Here is a 25,911-nt window from a genome sequence, read left to right on the forward strand (position 1 = left end):
GCCGGGCAACCCGCACCGGTACCAGGCCCCCGGTTCCCGGGGCGACGCCGGCGACGCTCAGCGCCGCGCGTCCCCCGGCATCATCCGGTACCCGACGCCGCGGACGGTGCGGATGAAGCGGGGGTTGGCCATGTCCTCGCCCAGCTTCTTGCGCAGGTTGCGGATGTGCACCTCGACGAGGTGGTGGTCCTGGCTCCAGCCGTCCCCCCATACGCGGTCGAGGAGCGCTTCCCGCGTCCAGACGCGCTGCGCGCCGGCGAGGAGAGTCTCGAGCAGGTCGAATTCGATGCGGGTCAACGCCAGTTCCCGTCCGCCCAGGGTCACCGTGCGCCCCTCGACGTCCATGGTGAGATCTTCGTGCCGGAGCAGGCCGTCGCCGGGCGCCTCGACCTGCTGCGGCACTGCGGTGCGGGGACGGCGGAACATCGCCGAGACGCGCGCCGCGAACTCCCTCGGACTGAAGGGCTTCCCCATGAAGTCGTCCGCCCCGATCTCCAGGCCGATCAGCCGGTCGATCTCGTCCTGCCGGGCAGTCACCATCACGATGTACGCGTCACTGACGGCCCGGCACTGGCGGCAGACCTCCACGCCGTCGAGGTCCGGCAGGTTCAGGTCGAGGGTGATGAGGTCCGGCCGGTGCTCCTTCACGGCCGCCAGGCCGTCGAGCCCCGTGGATGCTTCGATGACCCTGAATCCGTTCATGCGCAGGGTCGTCGCCAGTAACTCCCGGATATCCGGATCATCCTCGACGATGAGCGCGGAGCGCTGCGACGCGGAAACGGACATGGGTCAAGACTTTCATACAATGCCGGGACTCGGGGCGGCGGAATTGATCGGACCGTGAGCTGAACGTGAGGGAAGCTTGAGAAGTACCCGTAGACTGCCCGGATGCAGCCGACACTCCGTACCGTTCGGGTGGACGGCCTCAGCCTCCGCATCCGCACCACCCCGGGCCCCGGGTCCCCCGCCTCCCCGCGCAGCCCCTATGTCCTCGTGCACGGGCTCGGCATGACCCATCGCTACCTCGACCGGCTGCGGGCCGAACTGGCGGCCGACGCCGTGGTGCACACGGTGGATCTTCCCGGCTACGGCCCGGGCCCGCGACCCCGGATCCAGCTCGGCGTGGAAGACCATGCAGCGCTGATGGTCGAAGCACTCGGGGAGCTCGGGGTCCGGTCCGGCACGCTGGTCGGGCATTCGATGGGCGTGCAGTTCGTCACGGAAGCGGCCCTGCAATCACCGGCCCTGGCGGAACGCCTCGTCCTGATCGGGCCGGTGGTGGACCGGCTTCGCCGCACCGTGCTGCAGCAGGCCGTCGCCCTCGCCCATGACACGCTCCGCGAGAGCGCGTCCGCCAATCGGATCGTCCTCGGCGACTACCTGCAGACCGGGACGCGCTGGTACCTCCGCCAGCTCCGGTCGATGATGGAATACCCGCTGGAGCGCGCCGTCGAGCGCCTCCGCTGTCCGGTCCTGGTGGTGCGGGGCGGGAGGGACCCCGTCGCGCGGCGGGAATGGTGCCGGGAGCTGGCGACCCGCGCGCCGGACGGCACCCTGGTCGAGATCGAAGGTCAACCGCACGTGGTGCAGCACTCCGCGGCGGCCCGGGTCGCGGCCGAGATCGTGGCCTTCAGCCGGCGCACCGCGCTCCCTTCCTAGGCTTTCTTGCCGGAAGCTTCGGACGGGGCAACGGGAAAACTTGAAGATGGAAGCGCATAGTGGACATAAGGCAGTCGATCCCGTCCCTGTACCATCGGTCGGCTGCGATGACACCACGCCTGGCCGGCGGTGACCAGCACCGGCAGGGCGTCCCCACATCTTCGGGAGGAGATCGTATGTCTGAACTGGAAGAGTGGTCGACCAGCCGCCTGCTCACCACCGCCGCCCGCCTCGTGGACCACGCGTGGAACGAGAGGCTGCTCGACATCGGAATCACCCATGCCGGCTACACCACCCTCGGCGTCCTGTCCCGCACGGGCACCATGACGGGCGCCAAGCTCGCGCTCGCCGTGCATGTCCAGGCGCAGACGATCGGCAAGACCATCGAGAAGCTGGAGCGCCAGGGATTCATCTCCCGTATCCGCGACAGCGTGGACCGTCGCAGCCAGCGCATCACGATCACGCAGTCCGGCCTCGAGGCCCTCGCGAAGGCCGAAGACATCGAGCGCACGCTCATGGTCGGTGAGGGGCTCGAATCCTTCGAGCTTCGCAAGCTCCTGCGCGGGATCATCGGGGAACTCGCCCCTCAGCGTCAGAAGCCGGCCGCCGCCGCCGTCTGACGCAGCACCCCGGGAGAAGCACCCCGAGAGAATCACCCGGAGCGGCCGCCTCAACGGGCGGTCGCTCTTCGTGTGTCCCGGACGGACATCCCGGTCGGAGCCGCTGCCGGCCCGGGCCATCACGCCTGCAGCGGCCGCGCCACACCTGACCGCTCGAGAGCCGCGAGGTCGTTGAAGCTGTACAGGTGGAGCCCCGCATACCCTGCGCCGTCGAGCGCCGCCATCAGGGGCGCCGGGTCGTAGGACGCCGAGGACAGCAGCTGCCGGACCACGGACCCGGCGTCGGCACCGCCGGCGGAACGCCGGAGGAAACCGATCGACTGTCCCACGCCGATCGTGCCGGCCAGCCGGAGCAGGCGGCTGATGCGGACGGGCCCGGGAATGCCGGCCCAGACCGGCAGCGTGATCCCCTCGCTCCGCAGCCGCGGCGCGTAGGCGCGCAGGATGTCCGGGGAGAAACAGAGCTGCGTGACGCACCAGGACGCCAGGACCTGCTTCGCGAGCAGCGTCCGTGTGAGTTCCTGGTCCGTGGTGGTGGGGTGCCCCTCGGGGTAGACCGCGATGCCCTGGCGCAGCGCCCCGCCCGAGAGCTCCGCGAGGTCCTCCATGAGCGCGCCGCTCCACGCATAGGGTCCTGCGGCGTGGGCGGCGTCCCCGCCGACCACGAAGACATCCCTGATCCCGGCGTCCAGGCACCGCGCGACATACCCCGCGAGCTCGGGCCGGCCCGCCACCGAGCGCGCGGCCAGGTGCGGGACGGCGGTGTACCCCGCAGCTGCGAGCCGCACGGCGGTCTCCACGGCCTCACCGGGGCCGTGGTGCGGCAGGCACGTTACGGTGACGACGGCGGGGGCGGGCAGGTGCGCCCCCAGCCGCTCCTCGAGACCGTCCCCGGGGATGACCTCGACGCGGACCGGGAGGTCAGGCACGGGCGCTCAGCACTCCACGACGTTCAGGGCCAGCCCGCCGCGCGCGGTCTCCTTGTACTTGTCCATCATGTCGGCGCCGGTGTCGCGCATGGTCTTGATGGCGACGTCGAGCGAGACGTGGTGCTGCCCGTCCCCGCGCACGGCCATCCGCGCGGCGGTGATGGCCTTCATCGCCCCGACGGCGTTCCGCTCGATGCAGGGGATCTGCACGAGCCCGCCCACGGGGTCGCAGGTCAGCCCGAGGTTGTGCTCGATCCCGATCTCGGCGGCGTTCTCGACCTGTTCCGGGGTTCCACCGAGCACTTCGGCCAGCGCCCCCGCGGCCATGGCGCACGCCGAACCGACCTCGCCCTGGCAACCTACCTCCGCCCCGGAGATCGACGCGTTCTTCTTGAACAGGGAACCGATGGCGGTTGCCGCGAGCAGGAACCGGACCACGCCGTCGTCGTCGGCTCCCGGGACGAAGTCCACGTAGTACTTCAGGACCGCCGGGATGATGCCCGCCGCACCATTGGTCGGCGCCGTGACCACGCGCCCGCCGGCGGCGTTCTCCTCGTTGACGGCCAGCGCGAAGAGCGTCACCCACTCCATGGTGCCGAGGCGGTCGGTGGGATCGTCGGCCTTCTCGAGCAGCTGCCGCTGCCGCTCCGCCCTGCGCCGCACACTCAGTCCGCCGGGCAGGATGCCGCCCGTCGTCGTGCCGCGCCGGATGGTGTCCTGCATGACCTCCCAGATGGCGAGCAGCCCCTCCCTGACCTCGGCCTCCGACCGCCAGGACAGCTCGTTCGCGAGGACGACATCCGAGAAGGACGAGCCCGTCCGGCGGCAGAGGTCCACCAGCTGGTCCGCCGTGTCGAACGGGTGGGACACCGGGACGGGCTCCACGGCCGCCGTCTCGGAGCCGATCTCGTCCTCGTCGAGGACGAACCCGCCACCCACCGAGAAGTATTCCCTCGAAAGAATAGGCGTCTCTCCCGCGGTATATGCCGAAAAACGCATGCCATTGGTGTGGAAATCGAGGCGCTGGCCGCGGTGCAGCAGCACGTCGGTGTCCGGATCGAAGGCGATCCGGCGCTCCCCGGCGAGATTGAGGGACCGGCACTCGCCGATGTACGCCACGCGGGCATCAGCCGAGGTGGGATCCACGAGGTGCGGCCGGTCCCCCTCCAGGCCGAGCAGCACGGCCTTCACGGTGCCGTGGCCGTGGCCCGTCACGCCGAGGGAGCCGAAGAGGTCCACCTGCACGCGCTGCACATCGGCCAGCAGTCCCTGCGTGCGGAGCAGGTCGGTGAACAGGTAGGCGGCGGTCATCGGCCCTCCGGTGTGCGAGCTGGAGGGGCCGATGCCGATCTTGAACAGGTCGAAGGCGCTGATCGTCACTGCGGTGTACCGGCGGCCTTCTCGCGACGGTAGAACGGCGTGGGGATCACGGTGAAGGGCTCCGGCCGGCCACGGAGGTCCACCTGCACCTCGGTGCCGACGGCAGCGTGCGCGGCGTCCACGTAGGCGAGGGCGATCGGGTAGCCGAGCGTGGGGCTGGGCAGCCCGGAGGTGACGGTGCCGACGGCGGCCCCGTCGACGACGACGTCGTACCCGGCGCGGGCGGAGCGGCGCCCCACGGCGCGCAGCCCCACGAGGCGGCGGGCCGGCTCGAGCGCCTTGAGGGGTTCGAGCACGGCGCGGCCCACGAAGTCGTCGGTCTTCTTGGTGCTGACCACGGGGCCGAGACCGGCCTCGAAGGGGTTGGTGTCGAGGCCGAGCTCGTGCCCGTACAGCGGCATGCCGGCTTCCAGCCGGAGCGAGTCGCGGGCCGCCAGACCGCACAGCAGGAGCCCGTGGGCGGCGTCGGCCTGCAGGGCGGCGTCCCAGAGGCGCACCGCGAAGCTGGTGCCGACGAAGATCTCGAAGCCGTCCTCCCCGGTGTAGCCCGTGCGGGCCAGCAGGACAGGGAGCCCCGCGAGTTCCACCTCCACGGCCGCGTAGTACTTCAGCTCGCGGATGGTCCCGGCGTCCTCGGGGCGCGCCAGCTCGAGGAGGACCGCCTCGGCGGTGGGGCCCTGCACGGCGATGAGGGCCGTGGTGTCGGACTGGTCCTCGACGGCGACATCGAAGCCCACGGCGCGCTGCCGGAGCTCCTCGGCGACGACGCCCGCGTTGGACGCGTTCGGCACCACGAGGAAGGAGTCCTCGGCGAGCCGGTACGTGATGAGGTCGTCGATCACCCCGCCCTCCGCGGTGCAGATCAGGGAGTACTTGGCCTTGCCGACGGCGATCACCGCGAGGTTGCTGACAAGGGCGTAGTTGAGGAACGCGGCGGCCTGGGGCCCGCTGACGAGGACCTCGCCCATGTGGGACAGGTCGAAGAGGCCCGCGGCCCGGCGGACCGTGTGGTGCTCCTCGAGTTCGCTCCGGTACTTCAGGGGCATCTGCCACCCGCCGAAATCGGTGAAGGACGCCCCGTGCGCCGCGTGCCGGGTGTACAGGGCCGTGTGTTTGCTCTGCTCGCTCATGGTCGGCGGGGTTCCTAGTCTTCGAAGGCTTCGATGGGCGGGCAGGAGCACACGAGGTTGCGGTCGCCGTGGGCGCCGTCGATCCTGCGCACCGGCGGGAAGTACTTGTCGTGGTGCAGCGAGCGCAGCGGGTAGGCGGCGAGTTCGCGCGGGTAGGCCTGCGTCCACTCGTCGCCGACCAGGAGGCGCGCGGTGTGGGGGGCCTGCCGGAGCGGGCTCTCCTCGATGCTGAAGTCGCCGGCCGCCACGCGGTCGATCTCGCCCCTGATCGCGATCATGGCGTCGACGAAGCGGTCCAGTTCGGCGAGATCCTCGGATTCCGTCGGTTCCACCATCAGCGTCCCGGCCACGGGGAAGGACAGCGTGGGGGCGTGGAACCCGTAGTCGATGAGGCGCTTGGCGACGTCCTCGGCGGTGACGCCGGTGGAGGCCGTCAGCGGGCGGAGGTCGAGGATGCACTCGTGGGCCACGAGGCCCTGCGCTCCGGTGTAGAGCACGGGGAAGTGCTCGGTCAGGCGGGCCGCGACGTAGTTGGCGGCGAGCAGGGCGTGCGCGGTGGCGCTGGTGAGGCCTTCGGAGCCCATGAGCGCGATGTACGCCCAGGAGATCGGCAGGACGCCGGCGGAGCCGTACATGGACCCGGAGACCGGCGTGCCGCCCGCGGCGCCGGGCCCGCCGTCGGTGGCGATGTCGCGGTTCGCGTCGCCGGGCAGGAACGGCGCGAGGTGCGCGGCGACGGCCACGGGTCCGACGCCGGGCCCACCGCCGCCGTGCGGGATGCAGAACGTCTTGTGCAGGTTCAGGTGGGAGACGTCGCCGCCGAACTCACCCGGCTGCGCGAGGCCCACGAGGGCGTTGAGGTTGGCGCCGTCGATGTAGACCTGGCCGCCGGCCTCGTGCACCTTCTCGCAGACCCAGCGCACGTCCTCCTCGAATACCCCGTGGGTGGAGGGGTAGGTGATCATGATGGCCGAGAGGTTCTCGGCGTGCTGCTCGATCTTCGCGAGGAGGTCGTCGTGGTCGATGTTGCCGTTCGCGGCCGTGCCCACCACCACGACCTTCATGCCCGCGAGCACGGCCGACGCCGCGTTGGTGCCGTGGGCGGAGGACGGGATGAGGCAGATGGTGCGGTTCTCGTCGCCGCGCGAGCGGTGGTAGCCGCGGATGGCGAGGAGACCGGCGAGTTCGCCCTGCGAGCCGGCGTTGGGCTGGAGGGAGACCTGCGCGTATCCGGTGATCTCGGCGAGCCGCTCCTCGAGGTCCGTGATCAGTTCACGCCACCCCTCGGTCTGGCTGTCCGGGGCGAACGGGTGGATGGACGCGAACTCGGGCCAGGAGATGGACTCCATCTCGACCGTCGCATTGAGCTTCATGGTGCAGGAGCCCAGCGGGATCATGGTGCGGTCCAGTGCGAGGTCCCTGTCCGAGAGTCGGCGCAGGTAGCGCAGCATCGCGGTCTCCGAGCGGTGCCGCGAGAACACCGGGTGCGTCATGAACGCGGAGGTGCGGCGCAGGTCCGCGGGGATCCGCTCCCCCGCGGAGTCGTCGGCCGCCGTTCCGCCGAAGACGTCCGCGACGGCGGCGATGTGCTCCTGCGTCGTGGTCTCGTCGCAGGAGATGCCGAGGTGGTCGGCGTCGATGCGGCGGAGGTTGTAGCCGGCGGCCTCCGCCGTGTCCGCGAACTCGGCGGCCCTGCCGGGAACCCGGACCAGGAGGGTGTCGAAGAACGCGTCGTGGACCACGGTGGCCTCGGACCCCTGGAGGGCGGCGGCGAGTGCGACGGCGCGGCGGTGCGCGGTGCGCGCGATCGCCTTGAGGCCCTCGGGGCCGTGGTAGACGGCGTACATCGAGGCGACGATCGCCAGCAGCGCCTGCGCGGTGCAGATGTTGCTCGTGGCCTTCTCGCGGCGGATGTGCTGCTCGCGGGTCTGCAGGGCCAGGCGGTAGGCGGGGGCGCCGTCGGCGTCCTTCGAGACGCCCACGAGGCGGCCGGGCAGCATGCGCTCGAGGCCCTTGCGGACCGCCATGTACGCGGCGTGCGGACCGCCGAAGAAGAGGGGGACGCCGAAGCGCTGTGCGGACCCGACGGCGATGTCGGCGCCCTGCTCGCCCGGGGCGGTGATGAGCGTCAGGGCGAGGAGGTCGGCAGCGACGGTGACGAGGGCGCCCCGCTCCTTGGCCGCGCCGATGACGGCCGCGTGGTTGCGCAGGGCGCCGGAGGCGCCGGGCTGCTGCAGGACGACGCCGTTGATGTCGCCGTCGGGCAGGCCGTCCGAGAGGTCCACCACCTCGACGTCGAACCCGAGCGCCTCGGCGCGGCCGCGGACCACGGCGACGGTCTGCGGGAGGGCGTCGGCGTCGATCACCGTGCGGCCCTTGATCTTGCCGGAGCGGCGCATGAGGAGGACGGCCTCGGCGACGGCGGATGCCTCGTCGAGCAGCGAGGCGTTGGCGATGTCGAGGGCCGTGAGGTCCTGCACCATGGTCTGGAAATTGAGGAGCGCCTCGAGCCGGCCCTGGGAGATCTCCGGCTGGTAGGGCGTGTAGGCCGTGTACCAGGCGGGCGCCTCGAGGACGTTGCGGCGGATGACGGGCGGCGTGACGGTGTCGAAGTAGCCCTGCCCGATCATCTGGACGGCGGTCCGGTTCCGGCCCGCCATGCGGCGGAGCTGCGCCAGGACCTCGGTCTCGCTGAGGGCGGCCGGGAGCTCCAGTCCGCGCTCGAGCCGGATGCTGGCGGGGACTGCCAGGTCCACGAGCTTGTCGAGGCTCGGGTAGCCGAGGACCTCGAGCATGTGCCCGGCGTCCGAGGTGCGTGGGCCGATATGGCGGTCGGCGAAGGTCGACGCGATGTCGGGGGAGGCGGTCATGGGAACTCCGTACGTCAGATGAGGTGCGCGGGCGCGCGGGCCTGGTCGGGTTCCTCCCCGCTCTGTAGGGGACCTGAGAGTTTCCGCAGGGCTCTACGCCTGCTTGCACCGTCGGTGAGCGCCGGACGCCGTCCGGGCTGCTTTCCAGAGTTGCCTAGCCGCAGCGGTACCTTCGCCTGAGAGATTCCTGGGGAGGATTTGCTCCTACGGCGCCTGCCGGTGTGTGGGTCAACGGCAGAACTCTCCCGCTGCAGATCGATGGCGTATTCAGTTGGGTCGAGCGGCATGTGAGCCGTCCCACAGCGTACCGCGTGGCCCGGAGCGGAGGCAAAGGGTGCAGGACGCCGGGCGGCACCCTACCCCGGCCGCCCGGTTCCGCGGAAGAGTCATGGGTGCAGCGCTGCGACGAACCTCCCGCAGGCGTCGCCACGCGGCTAGCGTGGCCACGACAGCACCATCCGCACCAGGAGCATCAATGACGATTCCTCGCCTCCGTTCCGCCCTCGCCTCCCTGGCCCTGCTCGCCGCCGTCGTGGTGCCCGCGCCGCCGGCCAGCGCGGCGCCTGCCTCGTATGTCGCCCTCGGCGATTCGTACTCGTCGGGCACCGGGACCCGCACCTACCTGGCGGACGGGACGAGCTGCCAGCGGTCGGTCCATGCGTTCCCCGTCCTCATCGCGAGCGCCGGAGGGTATGCCCTGGACTTCCGCGCGTGCTCCGGCGCCACCATCGGCGACGTCGCGGCAGGTCAGCTGGGTGCGCTGACGCCGACGACGTCGTACGTGTCGGTGAGCGTCGGCGGCAACGACGCCGCGTTCGTCGCCCTCCTGACGGAGTGCGCCAAGCCGGCCTGGATGAGCAACTGCACCGCGGCGCTCGAACGGGCCCGGGCCGTCATCACCGGACAGCTCCCCGGGCGCCTCGGGTCGCTGTACGGCCAGATCCGCGCCCGGGCGCCCCAGGCGTCCGTCACCGTGGCGGGCTACCCGCGGATCTTCAACGGCGAGGACTGCAACGCGGCCACGTGGTTCTCGCCCACGGAGGAGACACGCCTGAACGCGACGGCGGACCTGCTCAACCGGACGACGGCGGCGGCGGCCACCGCGGCAGGTTTCACCTTCCGGGATCCGTCCGCCGTGTTCGGGGGGCATGCGGTGTGCGACGACGTCGAGTGGCTGAACGGCCTGGCGAGACCCATCTCCGACTCCTACCATCCCAACCGCTCCGGCCATGCCGTCGGCTACGCGCCGCTGGTGGGCCCGGCGCTGACGGGCGCCCCGGTGGCCGTGACCACGGCCACCGTGCGGGCCGCCGAGCTGTCCGGTCCCGCGCTGGCCCGGGACCAGCGCGAGCACGCCGCGCAGGATGCCCTGATCACCCCTGAGCGCTTCGTCCTCCCCGACCTGAAGTCCCCGGCCGCGCGGGCCGCCGCGGCACGTGCCGGCGTGGACCTCGCGGATCCGGCGAGCATCGCCCGAGCGGACCGGGCGGCGGAGGTCCTGCAAAATCATCGCGGAGGGAGCAAGTAGATACGTATGCATGGAATAACGCCGGTGGGGTGCCCGTTCTACCAGCAGGCCCAGGGCGGGCCCGAACGCTGAGCACGGGAGCATCACCATGGCACGCGAACTGGAACTCGGACTCGATACCTTCGGGGACGTCACGCGCGGTGAGGACGGCACCCCCGTCCCGTACCCGCAGGTCATCCGCAACGTGATCGCGGAGGCCGTCCTCGCCGACCAGGTGGGGGTCGACTTCATCGGTCTCGGCGAGCACCACCGCGACGACTTCGCCATCTCGGCACCCGAGACCGTCCTCGCGGCCATCGCCGGGCAGACGGCGCGCATCCGCCTCGGGTCGGCCGTGACGGTGCTCAGCTCCGATGACCCCGTGCGCGTCTACCAGCGCTTCGCCACCCTCGACGCCGCGTCGAACGGCCGGGCCGAGGTCATCCTCGGGCGGGGCTCGTTCACCGAGTCCTTCCCCCTCTTCGGTTATGAGCTGTCCGACTACGAGCGGCTGTTCGAGGAGAAGCTCGACCTGTTCTCGGAGCTCATCAAGGAAGGGCCGGTCACGTGGTCCGGCAGTACCCGCCCGGGCCTGAAGGACCACGAGGTCTACCCGAAGACCGAGGGCGGGCGCCTGAAGACCTGGATCGGCGTCGGCGGGAGTCCGGAATCCGTGGTGCGGGCAGCCCGCTACGGCATGCCGCTGATGCTCGCGATCATCGGCGGCGACCCCGCGCGCTTCGCCCCCTACGTGGACCTCTACCACCGCGCCCTGAACCAGCTCGGCCAACCCACCCTGCCCATCGGCGTCCACTCGCCCGGCTACATCGCCGACTCCGATGAGCAGGCCCGGGAGGAACTCTGGCCCGACAACCGGATCATGCGCGACCGCATCGGCCGGGAGCGCGGCTGGGGCCCGACGACGCGCGAGGAGTTCGAGCACGAGGCCGACTTCGGCTCCCTGTACGTCGGATCGCCGGAGACCGTCGCGCGGAAGATCGCCGCGACGGCGCAGACCCTCGGGATCGATCGTTTCGACATGAAGTACAGCGCCGGACCGCTGCCCCACGACAAGCTCATGCACAGCATCGAGCTCTACGGCACGAAGGTGATCCCGATGGTCCGGGAGATGCTCGCGTAGGCAGGCCGGGACCGGCCGGGGGCCGACCTTCGCCCTTTCTTCGGTCTTCTTTCGCACTTGGGGCACGGCGCCTTTGAGCGGCGAGGGCCAGAGTGGACCACAGGAGCACCGTTCTCCACGATCGTCCCGCCGGTTCCGGTCCGTCCACCGGAACCGGCGGGCAGTCTCGATCCGAGATCGTTCCGCCCGGCAACCGACAGGACCGACGTGTCACAGCTACCTGCGCTCGATCGGCAGACCCTCGAGACCCTCGGGGAGGAACTCTCCAACCCGGCGGGTGCACTGGAGTTCGCGCAGGTGTTCGTCCAGATGCTCCCGCAGCGGATCGACGCCGTGGAGTCGGCCTTCGCCGCACGGGCCGCGGACGACGCCGTCGTCGCCCTGCTCAGCCTCAATGCGAGCGCCGCCATGGTCGGCGCATGCCGGCTCGCAGCGGAATCGTCCACGGCCCTGCAGCTCATCGGGGAGCCGTCCGAACACGCGCCGGAGATCGCGCGGCTGCGAAGCCACGCCACCGACTTTCAGTCGGCGCTGGGCGGCATCATCCTGTAGCCGACGCCGCGCACCGTCCGGATGAACCGGGGCGCCTTCGTGTCCTCGCCCAGCTTCTTCCGCAGGTTCCGGATGTGCACTTCGACGAGGTGCTGGTCGTTGACCCACCCGTCCCCCCAGATGCGCGAGAGCAGGGTCTCGCGCTGCCACACCCGGCGGGGTCCGGAGACGAGCGTGGCCAGCAGGTCGAACTCGATCCGCGTGAGCGGTACCTCGACGCCGTCGAGCGACGCGATCCGGCCCTCGGTGTCGATGCTGAGGGACCCGTGGGTCAGCATCCCCGCCACCGGATCCGCTGCGACCGTGAGCGCGGGAGCCGTCGACTGCTGCTCCGTCGCGTCCGTGCCCACCAAAGGCTGGGAGGGGTTCCGCACGGTGCTCCGCGGACGGCGGAACATCGCGTTCACCCGCGCTCCGACCTCACGGGGACTGAACGGCTTCACCACGAAGTCGTCCGCCCCGATCTCGAGCCCGATGAGGCGGTCGATCTCGTCCTGCCGCGCCGTGATCATGATGACGTAGGCATCCGTCAGCGGACGGATCTGGCGGCACACCTCCACGCCGTCGATGTCGGGGAGGTTCAGGTCCAGCGTCACGAGGTCGGGCTGGCGATCACGGACGAGCGCGACGCCCTGACGCCCGTTCTCGGCCTCGATCGTGGTGAAACCGCTCATGCCGAGCGTCATGACCAGCAACTGCCGCACATCGGCATCGTCTTCGATGATGAGCGCAACACGCGCATCGGGGTCAGGTGTCATGGCTAACACCCTGCCAGATGTTGCTGCCGGGACCGAGTGCATCGGAAGCGTTCTGCGTATTTTCTGGCCGAGGCGTGTGCCGGTGGCCGCTGCCTGCCGCCATCAGCGGCCCGCCGCCATGACGCGGGCCGCCAGCCAGGGTCCGACGTCGGATCCCGGGAGCGGCATGGCGAGGTGGAAACCCTGCCCGGCATCGCAGCCACGGTTCAGCAGTTCCTCCCGGGTCTCCTCGCCGTTGACGCCCTCCGCGACCACGCGGAGGCCCAGGCTGTGTGCCATGTCGATGATCGATCCGACGAGCGCACCGGCGCGCGCGTCGCCCCCCATCGCCGTGACGAAGGAGCGGTCGAGCTTCAGCTCGTCGACGGGGAGGTCCCGCAGGTAGGCCAGGGAGCTGTACCCGGTGCCGAAGTCGTCGATCGAGACCTGTACGCCCGCGGCCCGCAGCTCCGCGAGGAGCCCGGCGGTCCCGGCGGGCGTGGACATCAGGACGTCCTCGGTGATCTCGAGCATGAGGCAGGACGCCGGCAGGTCGTGCTCCGCGAGCAGGCCCAGGATCTCGTGCGGGAGGCACGGCAGGATGCAGGACCCGGACATGTTCACGGCGACGACGACGTCCAGGCCTTCCGCGCGCCAGCGGGAGACGCGCCGGACGGCCCGCCGGAGGACGAGCGAGGACAGCTGAGGCATCAGGCCCGCCTCCTCGGCGAGCGGCAGGAACGCGCTCGGCGGCAGCTGCCCGCGGGTGGGGTGGTTCCAGCGGACGAGCGCCTCCACACCGGTCACCTCCTGGTCCGTCAGGCGGACCTTCGGCTGGTAGTGCAGCTCGAACTGGTCCTCCGCGAGCGCTGTGCGGATCTCCTGGACGGTCCGCAGCCGCAGTTCGCCGTCGTCGTCGTCCGTGGAGTCGTACACGTGGAAACCGCTGCGCTGCGCCTTCGCACGGAACATGGCGATGTCCGCCTTCCGCATGAGCAGGCTGATGTCCGTACCGTGCCGGGGCGTCAGGGCGATCCCGATGCTGGCACTCACCTGCAGGGCGGCGGTCCCGACCTCCACGGGGCTGGAGAGTTCGGCACCCAGCCGCCGGGCTGCGGCCACGGCCTCGCCTTCGGTCACGCCGTCGAGGTACACCGCGAACTCGTCTCCGCCGAGACGCGCGAGCAGGTCACCGGGACGCAACTGCCGCCGGAACCGCCGGCCGACCTGCACGAGGAGCGCGTCCCCGACGTCGTGCCCGAGGGCGTCGTTCACGTGCTTGAAGCGGTCGAGATCGACGACGAACAGGGCACCGGCGGTGCCGCCGACCAGCCGGTCGGGCACGTCGGTCAGCAGGGCGCGGCGGTTCGGCAGCCCCGTGAGCTCATCGGTCCGCGCCAGGGCCACGAGCATCCGGTTCCGGAAGGCGAGGGGCACGGACGCCAGTCCCAGCGAGGCGGCGGCGAAGACCACCGCGAGCAGCGGGATGTCCAGCCGGGAGCCGATGACGAGCACGGCGAGGGCGGATGCCGTGGACACCAGGGGCGCCGCGAACTCCGGAACGCCACGGCTTCTGCAGCCCCGTCCGGTTCCTGCCGCGCCGTCCACCCAGGCCGCCACGGCCACCACCCCGACCACCCAGCCCGCGTCGATGAGCGAACCTGCACTGTAGTCCTCGATGCCGAGCGCGTAGGCGACGTCCGCTGCGGAGAAGAGGATCATCCCGGCGATCAGGATCGGCCATCGCGGCCCGATGTCGAGGCCCTTCGACGCGAGGACCCCACCCACGGCGGTGATCACCAGCAGGTCGAGGAGCGGGTAGGCGACGGTGACGGCCACATCGAAGGCCGTGCCGCCGGCGGTGCCGGTCTGCAGGATCGGCGCCAGCACCAGCGCCACGAGCGAGGCTGCCGCGAGCGCTCCCACCAGGCTGTCCAGCAGGATCGGCCACATCAGGCCGCGCAGCTTCCGCACGAGCACGACCCCGAGGGCGCCGAGCATGAGCGGGTAGAACGCGAGGTACGGCACGTCCGCCAGGGAGGTGAAGCCGAGCGAGTCGCCGCCGCGGAGCGATACCAGGTAGTAGGCGTCGCCGGCGGTATAGGCGACCACCGCCCCGCCGCCGAGCAGGACCTGCGGTTCGGAGAAGCGGGTCCGTACCGCAGCACTGATGCACAGGCCCACGGCAGCGAATTCGGTGAACAGGCACAGCCAGCCGTCGGTGAAAGGCTCGAACGTCTCCGGATCCCCCAGCAGGAGGCTCGCGGTGTAGATGACGAGCAGGCTCACCATCACGGCGGTCAGGACCCGCGAGGGACCCCACTGCTCACCACGGCGCCCGTCGGCGGCGAGGGGTGTGTCGCGCCGCATGAAGTCCCCATCCTCTGCGCTGGCCATGGAGTTCATGGCAACGGCCAGCATAGGCAGGCCGCCAGGACCGGCGGACCGATCTGGCGCGTCCTCGCCGCATCCTGTGGAAATCCTTGGTTGGCCCTGTTGTGCACGGACCGTATGTACCCTCGACCTATGTTGCGAATCATCCGCCAACTCCTGATGGTGCCCGAGGTCGCGCTCCTGGCGCGGCGCACCCCACGGGACCCGGCGGTGGCCTGGGAAGGCTACTGGCGCGGAATCCGTGCGACCGGCACCCAGGGCGAGGTGCTCTGGGACACGGACATCGGACCCGAGGCGGAGCAGTACGCGACGTCCATGCAGGCCTCCATGGACTTCGCGCTGCCGGTGCTCGACGTCGGATGCGGGAACGGACGCTGGACGCGCTGGCTCGCACCCCGCTTCCCGGCCGCCGTCGGCGTGGACGTCGCGGAGAGCGCCGTGCAGCGGGCCCGGCAGGAGGCCGATGGCGAGCACACCATCTCCTTCCGTACCCTCGACCTGACCCAGCCCGGCACCGGTCATATGCTGCATGAGGAATACGGGGACATGAACGTGTTCGTCCGCGGCGTCTTCCATGTCCTCCGCGGACCGCAGCGCGAACAGCTGGCGCGGAACCTGCACTCCGTGGCGGGACGGCACGGGCGCGTCCTGCTGACGGAGACGAACTATCGCGGCAGCCCGCTCTCCTACATGCAGAGCCTCGGCGCGACCCCCGGCAGCATCCCGCTCCCGCTGCGCAAGGCCATCGGCGGCATCCCCGTACCGGGCCGGTTCGGCCCCGAGGAACGCCGTGCTGCGTTCCCGGAGGCAGCCTGGCAGGTGGTGGACGACGCACCGGTCACCATCGAGGCCGTGCCGATGGGCGGCAACGCGACCACGGGCATCCCCGGATACTTCGCTACGATGAAGACTCGCTGATCCTCGGTCTCACGGGGTGAACCCAGGGCCGTCCGGCCCGGAAGGCATCAGCGGTCTGCTCAGGAGGCCCCCATGCCCGCACAACGCATCGACGGCGACAAGGCCGGCCTGGAACTCCTGCCGAACGGCATCCTCCACCTGGCATGGGATCAGGACTGCACCATCACCGTCACGGATGCAGAGGCAGCCATGCGAGCGGTCAACTCGCTCGCCGAGGCGGAGGGGCACCCGATGCTGGTGGACATGGAGACCACGAGAACCGTGACGCGCGACGCGCGGGCAGTCTTCGCCGTCCCCTGCGCCGCGTCGCGGATCGCACTCCTGGGCTCCTCTCCCGTGGACAGGATGATCGCCAACTTCTTCCTCGGAGTGAACTCCCCGCCCTGCCCCACGCGGTTCTTCACCTCGCGCCACCTCGCGGTGGTCTGGCTGCAGAGCGACGCCGGCGAACTCGAGCACCCGGCCATCGCCTGACCCCCACGGGGCTGCCCTCGGGCCTGGTGCCTCGCGGGATTCCCATGGGTCTGTTCCGGGGCTGCCTCAGAGAGGTACGGGGATATCGGCCCCCCCTTCATGGGTGAGCCGTGCGCCCACCTGCACCACCGACGGAGCGGCGATGAAGCCCCCTGCGACCAGGGCCTGGCCCTTCGTGAAATGGAGGACGTCGTCGAGGGTACCGGGCGAGACGTAGCCGAAGACGGAGGCCAGTTCGGCAAGATCCCGCGGCGACGACATCTTCATCAGGACGAGGTTGTCGCACTGGCTCAGGACGTTGACGGGGAGTTTGGACGGTCGCTGGGTCGACAGAAGAAGCCAGAGCCCGAACTTGCGCCCCTCCGCGGCGATCTGGGTGATCCGTTCGGTGAGCGCACGTTGGACGGGCGTGGTCGGGTCCGGGCTGCAGAGATTGTGGGCCTCGTCGATCACGATGAGGATCGGGCGGCGTTCCTCGCGCTTCTTCCACAGGTGATCGAGCACGCTGAGGGCGGCGACCTGCGGTTCGGCCGGGAACCGGAACCCGCCCAGGTCCAGGACGGTCGCGCGCGGGCGTTCGTCGATGACGTCTTCCGCGGACCGGCCGCCCCACGCCCAGAGGTCCCATTCGAGGACGCCGAGATTCTCGATGCGCGTCGCGAGGTTCCGCCCGGGGGCGGAGCCCCTGGCCCGCAGTTGGCCGACCAGATCGCCGTGGTCCTTCACGTCCACCTCGTTCTCGAGGTGGACGAGGACGTTGTACTCCTCGCGGTCGAGCACCGGGTCGAGACCCAGGACGGCGGCGCGCGACTCCAGTGGCTGGTCCAGGAACCGCACACGGACGTGGTCGGACCCGCTCCCGGTGGCCCGGAGGACACGCACATCATCGAAAGCCCCCGCACCCCCGGTGAGCGGCTCCCTGAGTTCTCCCAGTCGGACGAAGTCCGCGTTCGGATCGAGGACCAGGAGCGGCAGCCGGGTCCGGAGCAACAGCTGTTCGAGGACGACACCCAGCGCGTAGGTCTTCCCCGATCCGCTCTGCCCGCACCAGAACGTGTGGCGGTTGAATCGCGTGGCATCCAGCTCAGCGGGCGTACGGCCGTCGTCGAGGGTGCCGATTCTCAGCTGATGGGACATATCTTCTCCATCGTTCGTCGGTTCCGGACCGGTCTATCACATCCGAACCACCCACCAGAAGGCTCCTCTCCCGCGGATCGGACGATCAGGGAGGCGCCATCGGTGCGGCAAGCGGGGTCCGCCCCTCCTCGGGACGGCGGATGAAACCGCCAGAACGCCCAGGTTGCCGGTCCGCCGCCGCGATGACGGGCCGGCGCTCCTATCCGCTGGATGGTGCACGGGGCCTCGGCTCCCGCACATCGTGTCGGCGTCCTGGGATGCGTGCTTTGACGAGCTCCATGGTGGGTCCGAGATCGGAAAGCTGCCACACACTGTGCCGCGAGGTAGCGGCCCAGCGGAGCGTGTCCGCGACATCGCGAAGGTACCCGCCGCGCCGCTCGACGACGGCGCGACGAAGATCTCCAGCCGTCCAGGCGTAGCGGAGCCCGGGCACTCCGTCCGGGAGCCCCCCGTGGTCGATGCCCAACGTGAGGTGACCCCACAGATCGATCATCCCGGGTCTGGCGGCGTCCGCGAGTCGCATGGAGCCGAAGAAGCGGCCGTTGAGGTCGATGAGGTGATAGGTGCTGTGACTGTCGATGAGGAATTGGAGCTCGACCAGGCCCCGCCAGCCCAGCCCCGCAAGAAGCCGTTCCGCCCGGGAGGCAAGCACCTCATCAACCGGCACCGTGACAGCCCGCGTCGAGATCCCGTTGGGCGTGGGCCACAACCTCGTGCTTTCCTGCTGCACCCGCGCGGTGAGGCGTCCCCGGTCGAAGATCCCGATGAGAGCGCTCAATCGGCCCGCAACCGGTGTTTGAAGCACGGGTTGGGCACCTGCTGCCTGGAGGTCACGAATCCGCGGTTCGGCCGCACTGATCGTGGGGTAGGTTCTCGCCTCCATGCGGGTTTGCCGGGTTTGTCCTGGGTTCCAGTGAGCGCGGCTCTTCACGATGACCGGGCCACGCCAAGACTGGATGCTCGCCTCGTCGGCATCACGGATCAAGGGGGTGGATAGCCCTGCTGCTGCAGCATGCTCAGCGAGCCGGACCTTGTCCAGGGCATTCGAGACGACATTCGCCGGAGGGTGGGGATTGAGCGCCGGGATCCGGCTCCGATAGGTGGAGACCGCGGCCATCCAGTCGTCTCCGGAACCGAAGACCATCGCGTACTTTCCGGACTGCACGGCAGCCCTGACCCCGAGTACGAACGATTCGCCGTCTCCGCGTGGACGGGGAACAGTGTGCCGCGCCGTCACGGCTCGTGATGCTCCAGCCATGCCGCCGCCTTCCGGGGTCCCGAGCCCCACGCGCCACCCGGCGGCAGACAGTGACCGGGCAGCAGCCAAAGCACCACGGTCGCGCCCCGTTCCGACGATCAAGGCGCTCAGCGGGGCCTCGACCGGTGATCGACCCGACGTCGAGAAGACCCTCGCCAGCCGTGGGTCGTCCCGCCGTTCCATCTCACGCGCCGTACCGGAACCAGATTCTTGTTCCATGGTGCTCATCGCTGCCCACCGTCATCATCGCGTTCACCAGGTTGCATACTGCTGGAGCGTACAAACGGCAGATGAGGAGAGCATGAGAAATATCGGATGCATGCACCTGGATCAGCGACCCGTAGCCCCCCGGTTCCGCGCGAGTCCGGCTCCGCCGGCGGGGAGCAGTGTGGCGCTGCTCACCGGTGATCACGTCGCATCACGGAGCTGGTGGAAGTCTCATGTCCTTCTCATAGTCAGTGCCTAGCGTGGTCCGAGGGGAAACCCCGATCGCGATCCTGCCGATCGGCAATCACGGGTGCGGAGCACTGACGGGTAGCAGCGATGCGACCTCACTGGCCAAGGACTTCACGAATACGACGAAGAGGAATCTCCATGAAAACAGGTCTGCACAAGCTTCTTGCTGTTGTCGCCACCCTGATCGCCCTTGCCCTGACGGGCTGCGACAACCCGACCCAGGATGAGGGCTCCAATAACAACCAGGAACAGCAAGACGATTCCCAGAACCAGGACAACCAGCCGGATGACGGCAGCGACAATAGCGATGACATCGATGACGGCGACGACGACGGCGGCGCTGGAGAAGACGAGGGCGACGGAGAAGACGACGGCGACGGCGACGGCGACGACTGAGCATCAGCACTCCTCTTGCTGATCGCTCGACGGCACCTCATTCATTCCAGGCTGAGGTGCCGGTAGACCGTGGCGCGACAGGCTCAGTGGATGGCGAGTTCAAGAGCGAGCACTGCCAGTCCGAGTACTGCCATGATGGCAAGTACCAGGATTTTGAGCCGTGGCCTTACGCGTAGGCGACGAACAGCGAACAACGTGACGACCATCAGGGTGGCGACGAGCGCTACCGCTATCAGCCGGAGCGCCGGCGCCAGTTCGAGCACGCCGAGGGCGCTGAGCCCCAGGATCGCCATCGGCGCCAGAAGCACCCCCAGGGACCCGAAACTCACATAGGCGAGATGGGTGAGTTCGGCGCGGGATGGCAGGGAGCTGTCCCGAACCATGTGCGCGGTTACATCTGCAACGAACACTGCCAGCAGCGTGCCCACAACGGTGAGCAACAGCGTCAACGCAGCGCCACCGACTGTGGCATGTTCGGAGTCGCGTTCGACGGCGATCGTCACGGCCAGCGTGGTGAACGTGACGTACACACGCTCCTTCAGGGCTTCGGAGCGCTGCTGCGCGGTCGCGCCGGGTGGTCCGCTGAAGAGGACGGGAGCCACGTTCTGCTCCTAGAGTCGCTGTATCACAATCCGTGGTGTCTCACCGATGGGCAGGAAGTGCATCTGGCGCTGAGGGCTGCGACGCTACCGGCACTGCCATCGGCGCCGGACGAAGGAGCGGGCAACACCCGTCCCACCGACTGACGACTCTCGGCTACCGCACCAGCACCAGTTTCGATGAGGGTTGGGAGTCGTCCGGCGTCGAGGTTCTACCCGCCCGGGTCACCCGCCGGCCGATGCCATGCTGTCGGCGTTCTTCCGAGCCAATGCGGCGTCGAGGACCCTGTACTCGGCCTCTTCCACAGCCCAGTAGGCGTACGCGATCGCGAATTTCGCGTCTTCCTCGGCGTCGTCCGCGTTGCGCTGTGCAGCCTTGACGTCGTGCTCTGCCTTCTTGGATTCGATATCGCGGCGGAGAGAGGCGATGTCCTCGTCCCAGCTCTTCTGCACGTCGCCCCACCACGCAGCGACCTTTCCCTTGTTGGCTTCGGCGGTCTCGCGCAGCCGGTCCGTGCCCTTCTGCAGCGAGTCCCGTGCGCTCCGGACATCCTGCTGGAGCTTCGCGTGTGCATCCTGCTCGGCGGCGGCGAATCGGTCTTCTGCTTCTTTCGCTCGGGCCGCAAGCCTGCTCAGATCATCGGAGAGGGGCATGAGGATTTCCTTTCACTGTGGTGGCTCTGATTGTGAGGTGACGGGAGATCGCCGTCTCCGGGACGGCGGTGCCCCTTCGAAGGAGCCGATCCCACCGTCGTTCCAGACTCACCCCTGGGCTCGCGAACGATTAGGGCCGAAAGTCCTTCGATCAGGTGTGCGCCCTGCATCCGCCGAGGGGGCCGCATGCCGCAGAGCAGGCGCGGTCTCGGCGAACGCTCCGATCCGTGGTCTGGCGGCTGGGAATGGGACACTTCGCGAGAATTCCCTGGCGTCACGTCGGTCGACGACATCACGGTTCACGTGCGGGTCACAACGGACCGACAACCCGTCGGTGCAGTTCCACGGTGAGCCTGTGGATCTCGCGGGTGAGCTCGGTGTTGGTCTTCACTTCCGTCTCCGCCTCGAGGAAATCGTGATCCGCCTTCTCCTGCTGGAAGGCGGATGCGCGGTTCTGCCCGATCAGGACGAAGGTCGACAGGAAGATCGCCTCCAGTGAAACGACAAGGGTCAGCGTCGGCCACGGGCTCTCCTCGACGAAAAGCATCCACACGGCGAATACGACGACATGGACGTAGACGAAAGGCATGGATCCGGCGAAGTCGGTGATCACATCGGCAATCCTCAGTTGCGGTTGCCTGGCGCGCCTTTCCCGGAACCTGGTCACGACCGGGTGTTCATGCAGTGGCGGGGGAGGGTGGAGTCGGGGCATTGTTCTTCCTCGGAGGGTGTGGCGGGCCAACCCGCGCCTCAGGCCTGCGTCTGAGCGAAGCCTTGGTCTGTTGTCGACCTGATTGTGGGGGAATCCGGGGCGGCCTCCCCCTCGGTCCAGGCGCGGCGCCACGGCCGCTGATCGTAGATCGCAAGGAGTTGCGCGCCGAGACCCAGGAACACCATGGCGGCCCATACGGCGATGTTCAGCCACGGGATCTGCAGTGCGACGATGAGGATCACACCGCCGACCAGAGCCTTCACCACCGGAGGCTGGTGTCCCCGGAACAGGAGCCTTCCGATGTAGTACGCGACGTGCACGAATGTCGCCAGCGTGAGAACAAGCCAGACCAGGAAACCTGCAAGGGCGAGGGGCGCCCCGATGATCGTCACCAGAATGACCAGCAGCGCGATAGGAACAGCGATCGACGCCACGAATCCGACGAGCAGGGCCCTCCACGGCGTCGGGACGAGCTGATTGGTGACCCGATGCAGCACGCGTGGAAAGAGTAGTCCAGCGAGTGCTGTCACGAGGCTCAGCGCAACCAGCGCATAGAGCAATCCGAGGAGCCACCCGATGAACAACGCCCAGGGCGAGGGTTCGACAGTGGGTGGCTGCGGTGACACGACACGCTCCACCGTGCCGCTGACGGCGCCCTCGGCAATCCGAGCGTCCCGGTCACTGGTATAGGTGACGTCACCTCCGACCGTCCCATCGATGGTGAGGCCTCCGACGCCGACGATGAGATCACGGCCGACCGCCCCCGCGAGCACGATGTCCTCCGCACCACCCACCAGATCGCCGCCGAACGAACCCGCGTCGGTGACCTTCACGATCGACGCGAAGATCGTTCCGCTCCGTGAGATGTCACCGGTGATCGTGACGTCCTGCCCTGCGAGCCGGACATTGCCGTCCACGTTCCCGGTGATGGTGATGGTCTGGGCCGCTGCAATGACATCACCGGTGACATCACCGGAGATGGTGATGCTCTGTCCTGCTGCGTACACGTCCCCGTCGACATCACCGGCGATATCGACAACCGAATCACTGTAGAACTGCGGACCGACGCCATCGTTGACCACAGCGGGCACGGACGACGGGCCCGATGCCGGAAGAGCAGCGACCGACGCCGACCCTGTCGCCACGACGAGGATTCCCGCCGTGAGAACAGCGGCAAGAACCCTCCGGGTGTGTGGGATTACTTCCATTGCGACGACTCTCCTGCCTGGGGTGCACATGATGTGGTGGGCCCTCGTCGGCGTCGCGAGCGTGTGTGCCTGCTGACCAGTCGAAGCTCTTCGGCCGACCCCGACGATGCGAGCGGGTCGAGCTTCTCAGTGGCGTTCACCCTGGAGGAGAGTCGAAGGTCCCGATAGTGGGACCGTGCTGGTGGTCGGTGCTGTCCCGTGATCCGGACAGGGTCCCGGTCGGGCTCCCACGGAGCCCGGTCGGGGGCCGGCTCAGCCCCCGACCGGGCTCCGTGGGTCCTCCGGTGAGAACCGTCAGTTCGCGTAGACGTCCACCAGGCGCAGGTCCGGCGTCCACAGCCCCAGCGAGTCGCCGGTGTTGTTGAGCACCGAGGACGGCATCGCGTTGAAGTAGGCGGTCGGCGTGTTCGTGCCGGGCCCGGTGTGGACGCGCAGCTCACCACCGGGCTGCAGGACGTAGCCGTCCCCCACGCGGAGGACGGTGTTCGCGGCGTCCCGGAGGAAGTAGCCGCTGACGTCGACTGCGGAGCCGGAGGCGTTCCGCAGCGTCACGTACTCACCGGCGTCCACCTGGACGTCGTCGCCCGCCGGGTTGTTCACGGCCCCGCTGATCTCGAGGGCTGCACCCGGGAACACGGGGATCCCGCGCAGGTAGCGGCTGTTCTGGATCGGGAAGTCGGTGGTCACGACGTCGACACCGAGGTCCACGACGGCCTGCACGGCTTCCGGCGAGTTCACGGTGTAGACGCCCATCACGAGGCCCGCGTCCTTGACCCGAGCGACATCGGCGGCAGTGAGGCCACGATAGTTCGCGCCGACGGAATCCACGAAGGTGGCCCACTCGGCCAGCACCTCGGACCCCGGGACCACACCCGTGAGCTGCTGCAGTTCCACCTCGGGTGCCAGGGCGGCGAACCTGCGGTTGGAGGACTCGTCGAAGCCGAGCACCTGCACCTTGTCCGCGTCGACCAGCTTCTGCCAGGCGGGATCGGTGCTCAGCTCGGCGGCCACCAGTTCCTCGATGCCGGGTGAGTTCACCGGCGACTTGATCTCGATGTACACGCCGGTGTTGCGGGTGGCCACCGTGGCGGCGTCGTCGAGGTGCGGGACCTTCTCGCCGACGAAGCGCCCGTCGAAGTACGAGCCGACGTCGAGCTGCTGCAGCTCGGCCCACGTGAAGGACGTGATCGGGTCGCCGGCGCGGGCCGGGAACACGTCCTCCACGTTGGTGGTGCGGGCGGGGGTGTCGTCGTGGAAGAGGAACGGGACACCGTCGGCGCTGAGCTGCACATCGATCTCGATGAAGTCCGCGCCGGAGGACCGGCCGTCCTTGAAGGCCGCCACGGTGTTCTCGGGCGCCGTACCGCCGGCACCGCGGTGTCCCACGAGGACCGGACCCGTCTGGCGCTTGGCCTCGCCGCGACCCTCGGACGCCTGGGTGACAGTGCCGACCGGGACGGCGTGGGCGGGAACAGCAAGGAACGAGAGCCCGACGGCGACGGCGGCCGCCGAACGGATGGAACGGACGAAACGGGGCATGGATGGATCCCTTCGGGTGGAGGACACGCAAGCGATGACCGCTCACCTCGAGCCAACCGTCCCCGTCCGGCACTCCGCTCAATGGCGCATGAACTGCCGGTGAAAGGCACCGTTACCTCAGGTAACGGCCCACGAGGCTGGGATCCTGACGACCGGGCGCCGGAGCCCTCAGAGTCCGAGGGCCGGGACGGTCAGCCCGAACTCGCGTCGGAGCGCCAGCCTCGCCGCGTTGAGCCCGGCCATCCCGTGGACGCCCGGGCCGGGCGGCGTGGACTGCGAGCAGAGGTAGACGCCCTTGATCGGCGTCGCCCACGGCTGCAGGGACGGCACCGGCCGGGCGATGATCTGGCGGAGGTTCACCGCCCCGCTGCTGAAGTCACCGCCCACGTAGTTGGCGTTGTAGACCTCGAGCTCGCCGGCCGTCGTCGTCCGGCTCTGCACGACGACGTCCCGGAAGCCCGGCGCGAACCGCTCGATCTGGGCGGTCACGGCCTCGGCCATGTCCCGTGTGGAGCCCCGCGGCACGTGGCAGTAGGTCCAGAGCGTGTGCCGGCCCTCGGGCGTGCGGGTGGGATCGAACGACGACGGCTGGGAGAGCAGCACGTACGGGCTGTCCGGGTGGATGCCCTGGTTGACCTGCTTCTCACCGGCGGCGATCTCCTCCCGCGTCCCGCCCAGATGCGCCGTTCCGGCGCGGTGCAGTTCGGGGTGGGTCCACGGGACGGGCCCGGAGAGGATGAAGTCCACCTTGCACGCGGCGTTGCCGTAGGTGAAGGCCTTCAGCGCCGCCTGGTAGGCGGCCGGGAGGCGCCCCCGGGACATCGCCTGGAACGTCTTCGGTGCGACGTCGAGCAGCACCACCGGCGCGTCCGACACCTCCGCGAGGGTCTCCACCCTGCTGTCCGTGATGATCTGCCCACCGTGCTGCCGCACGTCGAGCGCCAGGGCGTCCGCGATGGACTGCGATCCCCCGACCGGGATGGGCCAGCCCCCGGTATGGGCCAGGAGATTCAGCACCAGACCGGCGCCTGCCCCGGTCAGGGAGGGCAGGGTCCCCACGGGGTGCGCCATGACACCCGTGACGAGGGCCTTCGCCTCCTCGGTGCTGAAGCGGCGGTTCCACCACGGCAGTCCCTGGTCGAGGACCGCGAGGCCGAACCGCACGGTGGCCTCCGGGCTCTTCGGGACGCGCACCACGTGGTTGAGGGTGAACGCGAGGATGGCCTGTTCGCGGTCGCTCAGCGGCTGCAGGAGCCGCCGGTACGCCTCGCCGTCCACGCCGAGGCCCTCGACCGTCCTGTCGAGGCTGCGGTAGGCGATACCTGCCCGCCCGTCGTCGAGGGGGTGGGCGAAGGAGACCTCGGGGACCGCGAAGCCGATGCGCCGGCTCAGCTCGAAGGCGCGGAAGAACGGCGAGGCGAGGGCCATCGGGTGGACGGCCGAGCAGAAATCGTGGAGGTGGTCCTGCTGCATGAGCTCGATGGACCGGGAGCCGCCGCCGATGGTCGGCGCGGCTTCGTGGATCCGTACGGACAGGCCTGCGCGCGCCATGACGACGGCGGCCGCGAGTCCGTTGGGACCGGCGCCGACGACCTCGACATCTACCATGGCTTCCTTTCTTCGGGGCGGGGCGATCCCCGC

23 protein-coding genes and 1 riboswitch are annotated in these 25,911 nt (G+C 69.4%); of the genes, 8 read left to right on the forward strand and 15 right to left on the reverse strand.

The window, feature by feature from the left end:
• Positions 1-57: 57 nt before the first annotated feature.
• Positions 58-786 carry a response regulator transcription factor gene (locus MWM45_RS17400; protein ID WP_247827539.1) on the reverse strand — a complete coding sequence of 243 codons (729 nt, stop codon included), beginning with the start codon at positions 784-786 and terminating at the stop codon, positions 58-60.
• Between the two features lie 102 nt (positions 787-888).
• Between MWM45_RS17400 and MWM45_RS17405 the strand changes: the two genes are divergently transcribed.
• Together MWM45_RS17405 and MWM45_RS17410 are read left to right on the forward strand one after the other, a co-directional pair.
• Complete coding sequence (locus tag MWM45_RS17405) at positions 889-1,659, forward strand: alpha/beta fold hydrolase (RefSeq protein ID WP_247827540.1); 771 nt, start codon at positions 889-891, stop codon at positions 1,657-1,659.
• A 176-nt stretch (positions 1,660-1,835) separates the two neighbouring features.
• Positions 1,836-2,279, forward strand: coding sequence for a MarR family winged helix-turn-helix transcriptional regulator (locus MWM45_RS17410; protein ID WP_052273999.1), 444 nt, complete (start codon positions 1,836-1,838; stop codon positions 2,277-2,279).
• 119 nt (positions 2,280-2,398) lie between these two features.
• Here MWM45_RS17410 and MWM45_RS17415 read toward each other — a convergent pair whose 3' ends face one another.
• From MWM45_RS17415 to gcvP, 4 genes are read right to left on the reverse strand one after another with little or no spacing between them, the layout of a single operon-like run.
• On the reverse strand, positions 2,399-3,208 hold the full coding sequence (locus MWM45_RS17415; RefSeq protein ID WP_247827541.1) for a methylenetetrahydrofolate reductase: 810 nt from the start codon (positions 3,206-3,208) through the stop codon (positions 2,399-2,401).
• A gap of 6 nt (positions 3,209-3,214) precedes the next feature.
• Positions 3,215-4,588 (reverse strand): L-serine ammonia-lyase, encoded by a 1,374-nt coding sequence (locus MWM45_RS17420; protein ID WP_247827542.1) that lies wholly within the window; start codon positions 4,586-4,588, stop codon positions 3,215-3,217.
• Positions 4,585-5,718, reverse strand: coding sequence for a glycine cleavage system aminomethyltransferase GcvT (gene gcvT / locus MWM45_RS17425; protein ID WP_247827543.1), 1,134 nt, complete (start codon positions 5,716-5,718; stop codon positions 4,585-4,587). The genes MWM45_RS17420 and gcvT overlap by 4 nt, the downstream gene beginning before the upstream one ends.
• Positions 5,719-5,732: 14 nt before the next feature.
• Positions 5,733-8,588 carry an aminomethyl-transferring glycine dehydrogenase gene (gene gcvP, locus MWM45_RS17430; protein ID WP_247827544.1) on the reverse strand — a complete coding sequence of 952 codons (2,856 nt, stop codon included), beginning with the start codon at positions 8,586-8,588 and terminating at the stop codon, positions 5,733-5,735.
• Between the two features lie 154 nt (positions 8,589-8,742).
• Positions 8,743-8,846: riboswitch (glycine riboswitch) on the reverse strand.
• A gap of 217 nt (positions 8,847-9,063) precedes the next feature.
• Here gcvP and MWM45_RS17435 point away from each other — a divergent pair.
• From MWM45_RS17435 to MWM45_RS17445, 3 genes are all read left to right on the forward strand, one after another.
• Positions 9,064-10,116 carry an SGNH/GDSL hydrolase family protein gene (locus MWM45_RS17435; protein WP_247827545.1) on the forward strand — a complete coding sequence of 351 codons (1,053 nt, stop codon included), beginning with the start codon at positions 9,064-9,066 and terminating at the stop codon, positions 10,114-10,116.
• A gap of 88 nt (positions 10,117-10,204) precedes the next feature.
• On the forward strand, positions 10,205-11,236 hold the full coding sequence (locus MWM45_RS17440; RefSeq protein WP_247827546.1) for an LLM class flavin-dependent oxidoreductase: 1,032 nt from the start codon (positions 10,205-10,207) through the stop codon (positions 11,234-11,236).
• A 207-nt stretch (positions 11,237-11,443) separates the two neighbouring features.
• Positions 11,444-11,788 (forward strand): hypothetical protein, encoded by a 345-nt coding sequence (locus tag MWM45_RS17445; RefSeq protein WP_247827547.1) that lies wholly within the window; start codon positions 11,444-11,446, stop codon positions 11,786-11,788.
• On the opposite strand, the gene MWM45_RS17450 is transcribed toward MWM45_RS17445, so the two are convergent.
• Positions 11,758-12,546, reverse strand: coding sequence for a response regulator transcription factor (locus MWM45_RS17450; protein WP_247827548.1), 789 nt, complete (start codon positions 12,544-12,546; stop codon positions 11,758-11,760). The genes MWM45_RS17445 and MWM45_RS17450 overlap by 31 nt on opposite strands.
• A 102-nt stretch (positions 12,547-12,648) precedes the next feature.
• Positions 12,649-14,895 (reverse strand): putative bifunctional diguanylate cyclase/phosphodiesterase, encoded by a 2,247-nt coding sequence (locus MWM45_RS17455; RefSeq protein WP_247827549.1) that lies wholly within the window; start codon positions 14,893-14,895, stop codon positions 12,649-12,651.
• A 156-nt stretch (positions 14,896-15,051) separates the two neighbouring features.
• On the opposite strand from MWM45_RS17455, the gene MWM45_RS17460 reads away from it, so the two are divergent.
• Positions 15,052-15,837: a class I SAM-dependent methyltransferase gene (locus MWM45_RS17460; protein ID WP_247827550.1), complete on the forward strand. Its 786-nt coding sequence runs from the start codon at positions 15,052-15,054 to the stop codon at positions 15,835-15,837.
• Positions 15,838-15,909: 72 nt separating this feature from the next.
• On the forward strand, positions 15,910-16,311 hold the full coding sequence (locus tag MWM45_RS17465) for a DUF7793 family protein (RefSeq protein WP_247827551.1): 402 nt from the start codon (positions 15,910-15,912) through the stop codon (positions 16,309-16,311).
• 66 nt (positions 16,312-16,377) lie between these two features.
• Here MWM45_RS17465 and MWM45_RS17470 read toward each other — a convergent pair whose 3' ends face one another.
• Positions 16,378-17,448 carry an ATP-binding protein gene (locus MWM45_RS17470; protein ID WP_247827552.1) on the reverse strand — a complete coding sequence of 357 codons (1,071 nt, stop codon included), beginning with the start codon at positions 17,446-17,448 and terminating at the stop codon, positions 16,378-16,380.
• Between the two features lie 199 nt (positions 17,449-17,647).
• Positions 17,648-18,934 carry a hypothetical protein gene (locus MWM45_RS17475; RefSeq protein WP_247827553.1) on the reverse strand — a complete coding sequence of 429 codons (1,287 nt, stop codon included), beginning with the start codon at positions 18,932-18,934 and terminating at the stop codon, positions 17,648-17,650.
• 366 nt (positions 18,935-19,300) lie between these two features.
• On the opposite strand from MWM45_RS17475, the gene MWM45_RS17480 reads away from it, so the two are divergent.
• Complete coding sequence (locus tag MWM45_RS17480) at positions 19,301-19,558, forward strand: hypothetical protein (protein ID WP_247827554.1); 258 nt, start codon at positions 19,301-19,303, stop codon at positions 19,556-19,558.
• Positions 19,559-19,641: 83 nt separating this feature from the next.
• On the opposite strand, the gene MWM45_RS17485 is transcribed toward MWM45_RS17480, so the two are convergent.
• The 6 genes from MWM45_RS17485 to MWM45_RS17510 all read right to left on the reverse strand — a co-directional run bounded on the left by MWM45_RS17485 (position 19,642) and on the right by MWM45_RS17510 (position 25,878).
• On the reverse strand, positions 19,642-20,160 hold the full coding sequence (locus tag MWM45_RS17485; RefSeq protein ID WP_247827555.1) for a hypothetical protein: 519 nt from the start codon (positions 20,158-20,160) through the stop codon (positions 19,642-19,644).
• Positions 20,161-20,382: 222 nt separating this feature from the next.
• Positions 20,383-20,811, reverse strand: coding sequence for a hypothetical protein (locus tag MWM45_RS17490; protein ID WP_247827556.1), 429 nt, complete (start codon positions 20,809-20,811; stop codon positions 20,383-20,385).
• 310 nt (positions 20,812-21,121) lie between these two features.
• Positions 21,122-21,424: a DUF1003 domain-containing protein gene (locus MWM45_RS17495; RefSeq protein ID WP_247827557.1), complete on the reverse strand. Its 303-nt coding sequence runs from the start codon at positions 21,422-21,424 to the stop codon at positions 21,122-21,124.
• Positions 21,425-21,561: 137 nt separating this feature from the next.
• On the reverse strand, positions 21,562-22,614 hold the full coding sequence (locus tag MWM45_RS17500; RefSeq protein WP_247827558.1) for a DUF8173 domain-containing protein: 1,053 nt from the start codon (positions 22,612-22,614) through the stop codon (positions 21,562-21,564).
• A gap of 411 nt (positions 22,615-23,025) precedes the next feature.
• Positions 23,026-24,270 (reverse strand): glycerophosphodiester phosphodiesterase family protein, encoded by a 1,245-nt coding sequence (locus MWM45_RS17505; RefSeq protein ID WP_247827559.1) that lies wholly within the window; start codon positions 24,268-24,270, stop codon positions 23,026-23,028.
• A 168-nt stretch (positions 24,271-24,438) separates the two neighbouring features.
• Complete coding sequence (locus MWM45_RS17510) at positions 24,439-25,878, reverse strand: phytoene desaturase family protein (protein WP_247827560.1); 1,440 nt, start codon at positions 25,876-25,878, stop codon at positions 24,439-24,441.
• Positions 25,879-25,911 lie beyond the last annotated feature (33 nt).

Origin of the sequence: Arthrobacter antioxidans (assembly GCF_023100725.1) — a bacterium.
Lineage (GTDB): Bacteria > Actinomycetota > Actinomycetes > Actinomycetales > Micrococcaceae > Arthrobacter_D > Arthrobacter_D antioxidans.

Bases quoted from the DNA above. Each gene is read 5' to 3' on its own strand.
- MWM45_RS17400 (WP_247827539.1), bottom strand. From the start codon at position 786: ATGTCCGTTTCCGCGTCGCAGCGCTCCGCGCTCATCGTCGAGGATGAT.
- MWM45_RS17450 (WP_247827548.1), bottom strand. From the start codon at position 12,546: ATGACACCTGACCCCGATGCGCGTGTTGCGCTCATCATCGAAGACGAT.
- gcvP (WP_247827544.1), bottom strand. From the start codon at position 8,588: ATGACCGCCTCCCCCGACATCGCGTCGACCTTCGCCGACCGCCATATC.
- MWM45_RS17490 (WP_247827556.1), bottom strand. From the start codon at position 20,811: ATGCCCCTCTCCGATGATCTGAGCAGGCTTGCGGCCCGAGCGAAAGAA.
- MWM45_RS17435 (WP_247827545.1), top strand. From the start codon at position 9,064: ATGACGATTCCTCGCCTCCGTTCCGCCCTCGCCTCCCTGGCCCTGCTC.
- MWM45_RS17465 (WP_247827551.1), top strand. From the start codon at position 15,910: ATGCCCGCACAACGCATCGACGGCGACAAGGCCGGCCTGGAACTCCTG.
- MWM45_RS17475 (WP_247827553.1), bottom strand. From the start codon at position 18,934: ATGAGCACCATGGAACAAGAATCTGGTTCCGGTACGGCGCGTGAGATG.
- MWM45_RS17410 (WP_052273999.1), top strand. From the start codon at position 1,836: ATGTCTGAACTGGAAGAGTGGTCGACCAGCCGCCTGCTCACCACCGCC.
- MWM45_RS17455 (WP_247827549.1), bottom strand. From the start codon at position 14,895: ATGCGGCGCGACACACCCCTCGCCGCCGACGGGCGCCGTGGTGAGCAG.
- MWM45_RS17460 (WP_247827550.1), top strand. From the start codon at position 15,052: ATGTTGCGAATCATCCGCCAACTCCTGATGGTGCCCGAGGTCGCGCTC.
- gcvT (WP_247827543.1), bottom strand. From the start codon at position 5,718: ATGAGCGAGCAGAGCAAACACACGGCCCTGTACACCCGGCACGCGGCG.
- MWM45_RS17510 (WP_247827560.1), bottom strand. From the start codon at position 25,878: ATGGTAGATGTCGAGGTCGTCGGCGCCGGTCCCAACGGACTCGCGGCC.
- MWM45_RS17470 (WP_247827552.1), bottom strand. From the start codon at position 17,448: ATGTCCCATCAGCTGAGAATCGGCACCCTCGACGACGGCCGTACGCCC.
- MWM45_RS17405 (WP_247827540.1), top strand. From the start codon at position 889: ATGCAGCCGACACTCCGTACCGTTCGGGTGGACGGCCTCAGCCTCCGC.
- MWM45_RS17480 (WP_247827554.1), top strand. From the start codon at position 19,301: ATGAAAACAGGTCTGCACAAGCTTCTTGCTGTTGTCGCCACCCTGATC.
- MWM45_RS17505 (WP_247827559.1), bottom strand. From the start codon at position 24,270: ATGCCCCGTTTCGTCCGTTCCATCCGTTCGGCGGCCGCCGTCGCCGTC.
- MWM45_RS17440 (WP_247827546.1), top strand. From the start codon at position 10,205: ATGGCACGCGAACTGGAACTCGGACTCGATACCTTCGGGGACGTCACG.